13 protein-coding genes and 3 tRNA genes are annotated in these 12,027 nt (G+C 39.3%); 1 reads left to right on the top strand and 15 read right to left on the bottom strand.

Annotated features, from left to right (window positions below; all coding sequences use genetic code 11):
• Positions 1-119: 119 nt before the first annotated feature.
• From IEU81_RS09765 to IEU81_RS09755, 3 genes are all read right to left on the bottom strand, one after another.
• Positions 120-193 (bottom strand) — tRNA-Gly (locus tag IEU81_RS09765).
• Between the two features lie 27 nt (positions 194-220).
• Positions 221-309: transfer RNA gene (locus tag IEU81_RS09760), tRNA-Leu, on the bottom strand.
• 207 nt (positions 310-516) lie between these two features.
• Positions 517-591: transfer RNA gene (locus tag IEU81_RS09755), tRNA-Glu, on the bottom strand.
• Positions 592-905: 314 nt separating this feature from the next.
• Here IEU81_RS09755 and IEU81_RS09750 point away from each other — a divergent pair.
• Positions 906-2,405: a catalase gene (locus tag IEU81_RS09750; RefSeq protein WP_186089143.1), complete on the top strand. Its 1,500-nt coding sequence runs from the start codon at positions 906-908 to the stop codon at positions 2,403-2,405.
• Positions 2,406-2,449: 44 nt separating this feature from the next.
• On the opposite strand, the gene IEU81_RS09745 is transcribed toward IEU81_RS09750, so the two are convergent.
• From IEU81_RS09745 to IEU81_RS09690, 12 genes are all read right to left on the bottom strand, one after another.
• Positions 2,450-4,591: a Tex family protein gene (locus IEU81_RS09745; protein WP_231957226.1), complete on the bottom strand. Its 2,142-nt coding sequence runs from the start codon at positions 4,589-4,591 to the stop codon at positions 2,450-2,452.
• A gap of 60 nt (positions 4,592-4,651) precedes the next feature.
• The gene (gene sigB / locus IEU81_RS09740; protein WP_092599514.1) at positions 4,652-5,431 is read right to left on the bottom strand and encodes an RNA polymerase sigma factor SigB; all 780 of its coding nucleotides are present in this window, start codon (positions 5,429-5,431) and stop codon (positions 4,652-4,654) included.
• Positions 5,409-5,882: an anti-sigma B factor RsbW gene (gene rsbW / locus IEU81_RS09735; protein WP_092599517.1), complete on the bottom strand. Its 474-nt coding sequence runs from the start codon at positions 5,880-5,882 to the stop codon at positions 5,409-5,411. The genes sigB and rsbW overlap by 23 nt, the downstream gene beginning before the upstream one ends.
• A 3-nt stretch (positions 5,883-5,885) precedes the next feature.
• Entirely contained in the window at positions 5,886-6,212 is a 327-nt protein-coding gene (locus IEU81_RS09730) for an STAS domain-containing protein (protein ID WP_092599520.1), read from the bottom strand.
• An 86-nt stretch (positions 6,213-6,298) separates the two neighbouring features.
• Positions 6,299-7,309 (bottom strand): SpoIIE family protein phosphatase, encoded by a 1,011-nt coding sequence (locus IEU81_RS09725; RefSeq protein ID WP_186089345.1) that lies wholly within the window; start codon positions 7,307-7,309, stop codon positions 6,299-6,301.
• A gap of 54 nt (positions 7,310-7,363) precedes the next feature.
• Positions 7,364-7,741 (bottom strand): type II toxin-antitoxin system PemK/MazF family toxin, encoded by a 378-nt coding sequence (locus IEU81_RS09720; RefSeq protein WP_092599523.1) that lies wholly within the window; start codon positions 7,739-7,741, stop codon positions 7,364-7,366.
• Entirely contained in the window at positions 7,742-7,942 is a 201-nt protein-coding gene (locus IEU81_RS09715) for a hypothetical protein (RefSeq protein WP_231957225.1), read from the bottom strand. It abuts the gene before it with no gap.
• Positions 7,943-8,007: 65 nt separating this feature from the next.
• Positions 8,008-9,159: an alanine racemase gene (gene alr, locus IEU81_RS09710; RefSeq protein ID WP_186089145.1), complete on the bottom strand. Its 1,152-nt coding sequence runs from the start codon at positions 9,157-9,159 to the stop codon at positions 8,008-8,010.
• A complete protein-coding gene (gene acpS, locus IEU81_RS09705) occupies positions 9,156-9,509 on the bottom strand; it encodes a holo-ACP synthase (protein WP_092599532.1) in 354 nt (117 codons plus the stop codon). The genes alr and acpS overlap by 4 nt, the downstream gene beginning before the upstream one ends.
• On the bottom strand, positions 9,506-9,991 hold the full coding sequence (locus tag IEU81_RS09700; RefSeq protein ID WP_092599535.1) for a PH domain-containing protein: 486 nt from the start codon (positions 9,989-9,991) through the stop codon (positions 9,506-9,508). Before IEU81_RS09700 ends, acpS begins: the two co-directional genes overlap by 4 nt.
• Positions 9,936-11,510 (bottom strand): PH domain-containing protein, encoded by a 1,575-nt coding sequence (locus IEU81_RS09695; RefSeq protein WP_186089147.1) that lies wholly within the window; start codon positions 11,508-11,510, stop codon positions 9,936-9,938. The genes IEU81_RS09700 and IEU81_RS09695 overlap by 56 nt, the downstream gene beginning before the upstream one ends.
• A complete protein-coding gene (locus IEU81_RS09690; protein WP_092599541.1) occupies positions 11,503-11,967 on the bottom strand; it encodes a PH domain-containing protein in 465 nt (154 codons plus the stop codon). Before IEU81_RS09690 ends, IEU81_RS09695 begins: the two co-directional genes overlap by 8 nt.
• Positions 11,968-12,027 lie beyond the last annotated feature (60 nt).

Raw genomic sequence — 12,027 nt, 5'->3', positions numbered from 1 at the left:
TTTATATTGTTCGCCTCAATCTGTGCTCCTATATAATAGAAGACTTTTTTATTCGGAATTAAACGTTGACATATTGTCATTCAGTTTTCAATGTTCTTTGTGTTAGGTAATAAATTTAATGGAGCGGGTAGACGGGATCGAACCGACAACATCAGCTTGGAAGGCTGAGGTTATACCATTTAACTATACCCGCATGGTATATGTTATAATAAGTTTTCAATGGTGCGGCTGAGAGGACTTGAACCTCCACGGGATTTAACTCCCACTAGGCCCTCAACCTAGCGCGTCTGCCGATTCCGCCACAACCGCAAATCTTATTATATGTAATAATTATTTGTTAATAACTTTTTAGCGACAAGAACTAGTATAACTCTTTCGGAATTTGGTGTCAACAACAAAGTTTATTAATTTTAATCAGTTATATTGTTTCTGTAAAGATTCGGTTAACTGGTTAGATTCACTATTATAACTAAGCAGTGTTCTAATGTCAACAGTTCGCTTTATCTTTTTTTAAAATGGTGACCCGTACGGGACTCGAACCCGTGTTACCGCCGTGAAAGGGCGGTGTCTTAACCGCTTGACCAACGGGCCATCTGTTTTATACAACGTTTATTAATATACAGAGTTCTTAATTTAAAGTCAATACTTTCTGTGATTTTCTTTTTATTTTTTTCTGTTTTTCTGTTTCCTTCTATATAATAGCTGTTTTGAATTTTATATTGTTCCTGCTCTCCTTTTCTCAGTTAGCTGGCTTTACTCTCTTTTCATTAAGATATTATTAACTATATTATCATGTAATAAACCTTGTAAATATTTTATTTTTATACAGACGAAGAACTTGCTTTTGATCACTCGGCTTGTTATAGTTTATTTATAATAATTCTAATTAATGGAGGCAGTTATTGATGACAAACAAAGATAATAGACTTACTACTCTTTTCGGCAATCCCGTAGGCGATCGTGAAAACACTGCAACAGCTGGCCCGCGCGGACCACTTGTTATGCAAGACCCGTACTTCCTCGACATGATGGCTCATTTCGACCGTGAAGTTATTCCTGAAAGACGTATGCACGCTAAAGGTTCAGGTGCTTACGGTACATTCACTGTAACAGATGATATTACTCAATATACTAAAGCAAGTATTTTCAGCGAAGTCGGTAAACAAACAGAAATGTTCGCACGTTTCTCAACTGTAGCTGGTGAACGCGGTGCAGCTGATGCTGAGCGCGATATTCGCGGATTTGCTTTAAAATTCTATACTGAAGAAGGTAACTGGGACCTGGTTGGTAACAACACACCTGTATTCTTCTTCCGTGACCCTAAATTATTCCCAAGTTTAAACCACGTTGTAAAACGCGACCCTAAAACAAACATGCACAATGCAGAAAGTAACTGGGACTTCTGGACTAACTTACCTGAATCACTGCACCAAGTTACAATTATTATGACTGAACGCGGTATTCCTAAAGGTTTCAGAAACATGCATGGTTTCGGTTCACACACTTACAGCATGATCAATAAAGATAATGAGCGCGTATGGGTTAAATTCCACTTCCGCACTCAGCAAGGTATCGAGAACTATTCTGCAGAAGAAGCTGCTGAATTAGTCGGCGGAGACCGCGAGTCTTCACAAAGAGACTTATTCAATGCAATTGAAGAAGGCAACTTCCCTAAATGGAAAGTTTATATCCAGGTAATGACTGAAGAACAAGCTAAAAACCACCCGGATAATCCATTTGACTTAACTAAAGTATGGTACAAAGGCGACTATCCTTTAATTCCAGTCGGAGAATTCGAATTAAACAAAAACCCTGAAAACTACTTTGCTGAAGTTGAGCAGGCAGCATTCGCTCCAACTAACATCGTACCTGGAATCGGCTACTCTCCAGATAAAATGTTACAAGGCCGTCTATTCTCTTACGGTGATGCTCAAAGATACCGTCTCGGTGTTAACCATCATCAGATTCCAGTTAACTCACCAAAAGGTGCAGCAAATGTTTGCCCATTCAGCCGTGACGGCGCTATGAGAGTTGACGGTAACGCAGGTTCATCAATTAACTACTATCCAAACAGCTACGGGGCACACAATTCACAGCCGGAAGCTAAACAGCCTGCATTAGAAATGGAATACGGTTCAATTTACGAACACAACTTCCGCGAAGATGATGATAATTACTTCGAACAGCCTGGTAAACTATTCAGATTACAGTCTGACGAAGACAAACAACGTCTCTTCTATAACACAGCAAATGAAATGAACGGTACTACTGACCGCACTAAACACCGTCACATCTACAACTGCTACCAAGCAGATCCAGAGTACGGTAAAGGTGTCGCAGCAGCACTTGGAATTGACATCAACGATGTTGACTTAGAAAATCCAGATTACTTCCACAACATGTAGTTATAAACAAAAAAAGTGAACCGGCCTCAGCCGGTTCACTTTTTTTATACATTTTTCATCGTTAATGATATTCTGTTTTTCTTAACATCGACATCCATTACTTTAACTTCGACAATATCTCCAGTATTCACTGCTTCCAGCGGATGTTTAATAAAACGGTTTGAAATTTGGGATACGTGCACAAGTCCATCCTGCTTCACGCCGACATCTACAAATGCACCAAAATCAGTCACATTTCTCACAGTGCCGGACAGTGTCATGCCCGTTTTCAAATCCTCAATGCCAAGTACATCTGATTTCAGCAATGGCGTATCATATTCATCTCTTATATCTCTTAACGGTGCTTTTAAACTTAATATAATATCTTCAAGTGTCGGCACCCCAATATTCATCTGTTCTGCTGTTTCTCTGACATTCAGTGCATCTAATTTTTCAATCATTACATCTGTACCGAGATCATCGATAGTCAGTCCGATTGTCTCTATGAGCTGATACGTATTTTTATATTGTTCCGGGTGAATCGCCGTAACATCTAATGGTTCTTTCCCATTAAATATTCTTAAAAATCCAACACACTGCTCATATGTTTTATCACCAAGACGGGCTACTTTTTTCAATTCACTTCTCTTTTTAAAGCCGCCATTCTCTTCTCTGAACAGAACAATATTTTTACTTATTACCGGCGTCAGTCCTGCTACATGCTCGAGCAATGTTGTCGATGCTGTATTTAAATTTACACCGACCTGGTTAACTGCCGTTTCCACGACAAAATTTAAGGACTCTGTTAAGAACTTCTGATTAATATCGTGCTGGTACTGGCCAACGCCAATAGATTTCGGATCGATTTTAACCAGCTCGCTGAGCGGATCATGTACCCTTCTTGCGATGGATACTGCACTTCTCTCTTCTACATTAAAATCGGGAAATTCTTCTCTGGCAATTTCAGACGCTGAATATACACTGGCTCCCGCTTCATTGACAATAATGTACGGGATTTCAAGTTTCTCTTCTTTAATCAGTTCACCGATAAATTCCTCCGACTCCCGTGATGCTGTCCCGTTGCCTATAGCAATTAAAGAAACATCGTGCTGCTTAATCAACTTTAAAATCAGTGCCTTGCTCTCTGATTTTTTATTCACTGGTTTATGCGGGTAAATAACATCTTTAGCAAGGTATGCACCTGTATCATTAATTACGGCAAGTTTACAGCCTGTACGGTAAGCGGGATCCAGCCCGAGGATGACTCTGCCTTTAAGCGGCGGCTGCAGTAATAAGCGTTTGAGGTTTTCCTCAAAGACCACAACAGCATGTTTTTCGCTCGTTTCAGTTAAATCTGCTCGTACTTCTCGTTCGAGCGATGGTAAGATTAAGCGTTTCAAACTGTCACTGATTGCCTCTTTCAGCAGATCTTCGGTTTTAGCATGCGGATCGATAACTTGTTTTTGCAAGTATTTTTCTATTCTTTCCGTATCATGATTCATTTTAACCGTGAGTACTTTTAAAGTTTCTCCCCGGTTTAAAGCAAGCACACGGTGCGGTACAATATTTTTTATCTTTTCTGCATAATCATAATACATTTCAAAGACACCCTGTTCATCGTCTGCATTCTTTTTAACTGCAGAGACGATATCTGAAGTATCTTTAATAATTTTTAATATGTACAGTCGATACTGAGGATTATCGGAAACAACCTCCGCAATAATATCTAAAGCACCTTTAATTGCCTCTTCAGCTGATGTAACTTCCTCATTTAAATAGTCAGCTGCAGCCGTCTCAATATCACGATGTTTGCCTGCTAAAATTATATCTGCTAATGGTTCAAGTCCAAGGCGCTTCGCTTCAGTTGCCCGAGTTTTCTTTTTCTGCTTAAACGGACGATAAAGATCTTCTACCCTGCTTTGTTTCGTCTGCTTTAAAATATCCTGACGCAGTTCATCAGTCAGCATTCCCTGCTCATCGATCAGGCGTATCACTTCATCTTTACGCTTATTCAGATTTTCTAAATACAGATAACGTGTTTCAATTTCTTTAATCGCTACCTCATCCAGACCGCCTGTCTGTTCTTTACGGTATCTGGCTATAAATGGCACCGTATTTTTTTCAGACAGCAGCTCCAGCACTTTTTCTATATGCCCTTTATTAATCTTCATATCCGATGCAATTTCATTAACTAATTCATTCATCATAATACGCTCTCTCCTAATAGTAAAAGCCCAATCTAAAAAAGATCGGGCTCATTTTTAAATTTATTCAGCTTCTTTAACGGCTTCTCTCAGCTTCTTAATCGCAGAACGCTGCAGTCTCGAAACATGCATCTGGCTTAAACCAATTTTTTCACCTGTTTCTTTTTGACTCAGTCCGTCAATAAATGTAGATTTTATAATTTCCTGCTCTCTGTCACTTAAAATGGGCAGGACTTTTTCTAAAATCATACGTTTCTCAGCTAAATCATAATTATCATCCTGCTGTCCCATAACATCAAGCAGGGTGACTGTCGAACCATCCTTATCCGCTTCAATAGAATGATCGACACTTAAAGCATTGTAACTCTGTCCCATTTCCATAGCTTCCAGAACTTCTTCTTCAGTTACTTCTAATTCCATAGCAAGCTCTTGAATTGTCGGGGATCTTTCGAGTTCATTTGTTAATGCATCTGTCGTGTTTTTAATTCTCGGTCCCAGTTCTTTAATACGCCTCGGTACATGAACACTCCATGTTTTATCCCGCAGATAGCGTTTGATTTCACCGACGACAGTCGGCACTAAAAACACTTCAAATCTGCGTTCAAAAGAAGTATCAAATCGTCTGATGGCTCCCAGTAAACCAAGCATGCCGACCTGCACCAAATCTTCATGATGCGACTGACCGCGTGAATAACGATATGCCAAAGATTCGACCAGCTTAGTATAATTTTCTACCAGCCTGCTCTGTGCCAGATCATCTTCCGTTTCCTGATACTGTTTAATCAGTTCGTTAACTTCTTCAGGCGGCAGTCCGTAATTCTTATTGCGAGATCGTTTCTCCATTCGGCTGCACCTGACTTTCGTTAATATACTTCGTCATACTGATTGTTACACCAGGTTCTTTCTTGAAAGAAACTTTGTCCATCAGCGTTTCGATTAGGAAAAGGCCAAGCCCTCCTTCTCTTAGATAATCAATATTATCATCTTCGTTATACGGGCCAAGTTCTTCTTTAATTTTTTCATAATCAAAGCTGTGTCCGTTGTCAGCAACAATTATCTCTACTTTATCGCTGTATACTGCAAAGCCGACAGAAACTTCTCCGCTCTCATTTTCACTGTAAGCATGCTTAACAGCATTCGTTACCGCTTCTGAAACAGCAATTTTAGAGTCTTCTATATCATCATAAGTAGCCCCTGCTCTCGATAAAACACCAGACAGTGTGAGGCGGATTAATCCTACGTATTCTGCACTAGACGGAAATTTCATTTCTATAAAATCGTATTGAGACTTCATTCTTCAGTCGACCTCCGACTTCTTATTAACATACATCAGGTCACGCAGCCCTGTAATTTCAAACAGCTTTAGAATTCTATCGTTAACTCCAAGAACATGGAGTTCCTTGTTATGTTTATTCAGATCTTTAAGCGTACCGACAAATATGCCGAGCCCAGTAGAATCCATATAATTCAAACCGCTTAAATCAACGATTAAATCATGTTCACCGGCAGCTCCGACAGGTTCAAATACCTGTTTTAATTCAGGCGCTGTATAAACATCGAGTTCCCCGCTGACACTGACCAGGTATTCCCCGGGTTTTTCGTTAACATCTATTTTTATATTCATATTTTATGTACGCACTCCAATCACTTCGTTAATATAATAAACTTTATCTTTTAATGTCTACCCTGTGCAGACAAATTTGAAACTTCTCAAACTGCATTTTTATTTTTTATGATGAACATTGTCAGATCATCTTTATGGTTCTGATTGCGCATTCTCGTCAGCGCTTCGTAAATATACTGAACAATATCCTGCGGGTGCTGATCGCGTGCTTCTCTGATCATCTCTTTAATATCATCCATATTTATAAATGCACCATCGTGTTTTCGAAGCTCAGAAACACCATCCGTAAAGACAAACAGCATATCATTTTCCTTAAGTTTAGCAGACACTTCCTCATATTCGGTATCTTTCATTACACCAAGGACGAGTCCCTTGCCGTCCAATTCCTCGAACTCATCGTCTTCATAGTGATACAAATAGGCCGGCTCATGCCCCGCACTTGAGAAGCATAATGACTGATTGTTAAAATCATACAGTCCGTAAAACATAGTGACAAACATATTTTTATTCACGTTCTTTTCAACGAGTGAATTCAATCTTTTTAATGATTTAGACGGCGGATTGGATGCAGAAGTCAAGTCCATTCCAAATTTCAGCATGGACATCGCTATCGCTGCCGGGATTCCTTTACCGATAACATCGGCAACTGCAAAAGTCAGTTTACCATCGCTGTGTTCAATAATATTAAAGTAATCGCCGCTGACTTTTCGGGCTGGGACACTAATCGCACCGATTTCGACATTATCGACCGCAGGAATTTCTGTCTTCAGCATAGTTTCCTGAAGACTGGCTGCGACGTCCATTTCCTGGTCATGTCTTTCCATCTTATTAAGCATTGCTTTGTAATCTTTATATGTAAACCCAAAACGAATCATTATCTCCTGCAGGACATCGAGGGATGTCTTAACATCCTCGTAGTTAGTCAGCGGAATTGCACTGATTAATTCAATATGAAGTGCGACCATTTCATCCGGGGACACATCCAGATCAATTGCTTTCTCACTGAACTCATGAGCTGTACTGACAAGTTTGTCCTCATCCTTGCTGTCGATAAAATCATTAATCAGATTTTTATATTCCTCTACCAGCTCGTCAATATACGTCATATTAAAACACCTCCGATTTCAAAATAGACTTTTGAAAACAAAAGTCTATTTTTTGTTTGTTCTATTCTTTTTTCTTTTCTTTTTCGGTTCCAGTTCCAGACTGACTTTAAGCGCGTCGCTCACTTCGCGCATTTTGTCTTCATCCAGATATGTAAGTTTTTCTTGCAGCCTGGTCTTATCGACCGTTCGAATCTGCTCCAGCAATATCACCGAGTCCATATCCAATTTGTACTTTTCTTTTGATATTTCAACATGTGTAGGTATCTTCGCTTTATTTATTTTCCCGGTAATGGCTGCAACTATCACAGTTGGACTGTGACGGTTACCTACATTATTCTGGATAATAACAACAGGGCGTTTCCCCCCTTGTTCTGAACCCTGCACAGGTGAAAGATCGGCTAAATATACTTCTCCTCTTTTCATCTATTCACCATCTTTACTGTCGTTACATGACGCACATTTCCATTGACTGTCAGCAATGCACCCGCGATAAGCTTCGCTTTCTGCATAAAAGCTTTCCCGTGCGATTAGCAAATTAATTTCCGCCATTTCAATGTACCCATTAATCAATGCTTTTTCAAACTCGTTATTTGCAGATGAATCAGACAAGACATTCAGCTCCATAAATAAAAGTTGTTGATTTAATCATAACATTTGATTCAAGACCTTGCTATTAATCAAATATATTGTCAGTTAATAACCTCATTATAAATTAATTCACCATCTTTATTTGAATAGCGGCGGGGCAATCTTCGGCCAAAAGCACACAGGGATTCATAAGAAATTGTGCCTGTATACTCGCTGTAGCTTTCCATCGATTGCTCAGAATGACTTGAATCATCAATGATAATAACTTTGTCGCCGACATTCGTTCCTTCTGGAACTTTGATTATCAGTGCATCCATGCAAATGGTGCCGACAATTTTACAGTCAGCGCCACCTTCTAATTTTAATGTATACCCGCTATGATGCCTTAATAACCCATCAGCATAGCCAATTGGCAATGTTGCGACTGTTTCATCTTTCTCTGCAGTATATTTTCTGCCGTAACTCACACTGCCACCTGCTTTTAAGCGATGAATCGCAACAATTTCGGATGTAAGCTTCACCGACGGTCTGAGTACTGCCTGTGTGTTATCTTCTGTAAATTTACTTGGATAATAACCGTACAGACCAATACCTGAACGAACCGCTGTTGTAAAATCTTCTTTTAAAGTGAGTGAGCCGCCGGTATTTGATATATGCACATATGCCGGCTGCTCAACTTGATTGACGATATTTTTAAAAGTTGTAAATTCTTGTTCTGTAATTGTTTTATCTTCATCACTTGATGTGAAGTGGCTAAATATCCCTTCGTATACAAAGCGGCTGAAATTATTGATTTCACTTATCATTTCATTAATTTCTGAAACGTCATCTGTACCGTAGCGGTTCATACCGGTGTTAACTTTAACATGTATCCAAACTTTCTTATCATATTTATCATTTACTTCATTTTTGGCTTGTTCAAGCCAAGTTAAATTCGGTGCTGTGACGGCAATTCGGTGCTGAATTGCCTTGTTAATGTTTACAGGATTAATGATTCCAAGAACAAGAATTTTCTCTTTAATACCGTGCATACGCAGATCGATCGCTTCATCGAGTGTTGCTACTGCAAAAAATGTCGCACCATGTTCTGCAAGGTGTTCACTGACTGCTTTCGCACCAAGCCCGTAGCTGTTTGCTTTGACGACAGCAATCAATGTTTTCTCCGGATTTAAGCATTGAATTGCTCTGAAGTTTTTCTCTATTGCCTCTAAATTTACATCGAGCACCGTATTTCTGTAATACTTATCGCTCATTCGTGAACCTCCTCAATAATTACCGTTGCAACCGCATAATCTCTGGAATGAGAAATGGATACGTGAGCATCCGGTGCATTTTTAAGTGACGGTTTGCCGTTCACATCATTGATACAGTTAATCTCGTTAAAACTGATTGCACTGCCAATTCCCGTTCCCAATGCTTTACTGTATGCTTCCTTTACGGCAAAACGCCCTGCCAGATATGCAGTCTGGCGTTCTTTGTTTTCGATCGTCCAGTAGTGAGATATTTCTTCATCCGTCAAAATCCGCTTAGCCAGACGGTTGTCTTTGTTCACTTTTTGAATTCTGGAAATCTCAATAATATCTGTACCGAGCCCTATAATCATAATGTCCCCTCATCCTGCTGTGCTGTCATATTTTTATTAATCAGCTCACGTATATCATGACGAATCTGATCCGCCTTGTTCGTTTCCAGTTCAGGTATATATAATCTTTCTGCTGAAGTCTGCAAAGAAATCCCTTTGAGCTTCATTTTTTTCATAATCGGCCCGACAGTCGTATCAATATTTTGAACACGATACAGCGGTACAGCCTTTTCTGACTTAAACCATATTCCGCTGTGTATTTTGATTTCATCTTCCAGCACTTGATATCTAAAATACTGATAGCGAAGTTTTGGAATGATCCAGGCATGAACAATAATAATATAAACCGCAACAGCGACAGGTATTAAAAATATCCACCAGGGTATAAAATCAAAAAATAGTGTTGCAATACCGATTGCAGCACTGATTAACAGCCATACACCCGCATTAATATATTCTCTGATTCTCCATAGTTTGATCGCTTTCGGTGATATCCGTTTCATCGTCATGCCCCCTCTCGATAAATGTCCAGATCGTTTCTACGTCATGCCTTTCAATAAATTTAATTTCCGCTGATGAGCTGGCGATACCGCCCGGCGTCGATATTTCAATATGCCCGAGCTCTGCACGATGAAGCAATGGATTGCGGCGGTATGTCGTATCGATCACTTTATCTCTTTTAATCGCAAAGTGTCTGCGGGTAAAAAATGAAGCCGTCATCATATTAATTTCATCTTTATACACTGAATAACCTACATTTCTTGCACTGTAAATACCGCTGGCTATGACAAGCAAAATAATCACTGCCGCTGCAATATAAATATAAGTCATAAACGTCTCTCCATGGAAAAAATATGCTGCAATACCGATGCCGATAATAAATATCAGCAAAGTCATTTGGAAATACCGCCGAATCGCCCGTAATGGAACGACTTTTTTCGGCAATTCCATATAATAATTCGGAAAGATTTCGCCGATAATATTGTACAGTTCTTTTTTCTTAATAAACGGCAGCAGCTGAACCTTTCCATCGATCTGATCGGATTCCAGAGAATCGCTCGTAATCGATACAGACAGACCGTAATAACCGATAATACGGCGCAAAATGTTATCTGAAATAATGACATTCTGAACCCGATTGATATTAACGCTTTTATTTTTCTTAGAAAACAAGCCGTATTCTACCGTTAAGTCATCTCCGCTTTGTTTTAATGTGTAGTCATAATTTCGAATCATAATAATAATTGTTCCGATAATGTAGCCAATGATAACAAAAAACAGCGAAGCAACAACAATACCAAAGACAATACTTCTGACCAGGCCGCTGACGTATTCAAGATAGTTTTCTATAAGAATCTCACCGCCGATGACATTTAGAATCCCGAAGAAGATCGCTGCAAAGACTCCGAGCCCTCCGCTTGTCATGGCCATTAAAATCAGCTCTTTAAAATTCATTTTTTTCAGTGTATTAAATTCACGGTGTGCTGAACTTGCAGGAACGGATTCTTCCGCTCTTGGCCAAGGACTGCTGTCACCAGTGTTCACTTCAGCTGTATCGTTTTCAATATCCTGCTGCTCAGAATAAATCTCTTTTTGAATATCGACAGCCTGTGATTTTTTTATCGTGTCGATTTTTATACCATCACCCGGTGTTAATACATCGAGCTGTACGGCGCCGAAAATTCTGTGGAAAAATGGTTCATTAAAATCAATAGATTGTATTCTTTTAATGTCCAGTTCCTTTTCATTACGCGTAAAAATACCGTTTTTGAATATAAATTTATCATTTTCAATCCAAAATCTGGTGCGGTATATGTTCAGCATGTCGCTCCCTGTAAATAAGAGAAATACGAGAACAAGTATGCCGATGCCGCTAAACAGCATCCACGGCGTTACAGAACCTGAGAACAGTTCTTCTCTCATATTAAAGAAAATAATAATTGCAGGGAAAAACATTGTTTTTATACCTTTTACTACACTGCCGGCGTATGCAACAGGGTGGAGTTTTTGAGGATTATACATCTGTGGTCTCCCCCTTTACGATAGTCATTATATCTGATTTCAGTTCGCGGCCTTCTTCTGTTTTTAAAGGTGGCAAGTCAATGCCGAGACCCGCTGTTTTAATCCTGACCAACCCAAGATTGTACTTCCTCGATAATGGCCCTGTTTTAAATTCAACACCCTGGGCTCTCTTAATGGGAATCATTTGGGTTTTTACAGTAATAAACCCCTGTCTGACGATAATTTTATCTTCAAGCAGTTTATAAGATGTTACCTTTGTATATATCCAAGGCCTCAACAATACCAGTATTGCTAAATCTAAAATAATTAAGCCAATAATAATATAGTAAAACCATACCGGCCAGGAATAATAATATGTAGCTGCTGCCAAGCCTGAAAGTACAAGTACTGTAATCAGCCAAGTGATAAATGCCTTCATTATCATATATGGTCTGACACGTTCGTCCAAATCTATCATAAGCAACCCTTCCAACTCTCAGTTTATCTCTATAATACAACACTCACAAAACATAAAAAA

The sequence above is a fragment of the Jeotgalicoccus aerolatus genome, assembly GCF_014635205.1.
Lineage (GTDB): Bacteria > Bacillota > Bacilli > Staphylococcales > Salinicoccaceae > Jeotgalicoccus > Jeotgalicoccus aerolatus.
The sequence above is the reverse complement of the archived record's forward strand: the minus strand, read 5'-3'. Positions and strand labels throughout refer to the sequence as shown.

What these genes read in the sequence shown, in the direction of transcription:
- IEU81_RS09750 (WP_186089143.1), top strand. Translation starts at nt 906, where the DNA reads ATGACAAACAAAGATAATAGACTTACTACTCTTTTCGGCAATCCCGTA.
- rsbW (WP_092599517.1), bottom strand. Translation starts at nt 5,882, where the DNA reads ATGAAGTCTCAATACGATTTTATAGAAATGAAATTTCCGTCTAGTGCA.
- acpS (WP_092599532.1), bottom strand. Translation starts at nt 9,509, where the DNA reads ATGATTATAGGGCTCGGTACAGATATTATTGAGATTTCCAGAATTCAA.
- IEU81_RS09730 (WP_092599520.1), bottom strand. Translation starts at nt 6,212, where the DNA reads ATGAATATAAAAATAGATGTTAACGAAAAACCCGGGGAATACCTGGTC.
- IEU81_RS09695 (WP_186089147.1), bottom strand. Translation starts at nt 11,510, where the DNA reads ATGTATAATCCTCAAAAACTCCACCCTGTTGCATACGCCGGCAGTGTA.
- IEU81_RS09720 (WP_092599523.1), bottom strand. Translation starts at nt 7,741, where the DNA reads ATGAAAAGAGGAGAAGTATATTTAGCCGATCTTTCACCTGTGCAGGGT.
- IEU81_RS09715 (WP_231957225.1), bottom strand. Translation starts at nt 7,942, where the DNA reads ATGGAGCTGAATGTCTTGTCTGATTCATCTGCAAATAACGAGTTTGAA.
- IEU81_RS09745 (WP_231957226.1), bottom strand. Translation starts at nt 4,591, where the DNA reads ATGATGAATGAATTAGTTAATGAAATTGCATCGGATATGAAGATTAAT.
- IEU81_RS09690 (WP_092599541.1), bottom strand. Translation starts at nt 11,967, where the DNA reads ATGATAGATTTGGACGAACGTGTCAGACCATATATGATAATGAAGGCA.
- alr (WP_186089145.1), bottom strand. Translation starts at nt 9,159, where the DNA reads ATGAGCGATAAGTATTACAGAAATACGGTGCTCGATGTAAATTTAGAG.
- IEU81_RS09700 (WP_092599535.1), bottom strand. Translation starts at nt 9,991, where the DNA reads ATGAAACGGATATCACCGAAAGCGATCAAACTATGGAGAATCAGAGAA.
- sigB (WP_092599514.1), bottom strand. Translation starts at nt 5,431, where the DNA reads ATGGAGAAACGATCTCGCAATAAGAATTACGGACTGCCGCCTGAAGAA.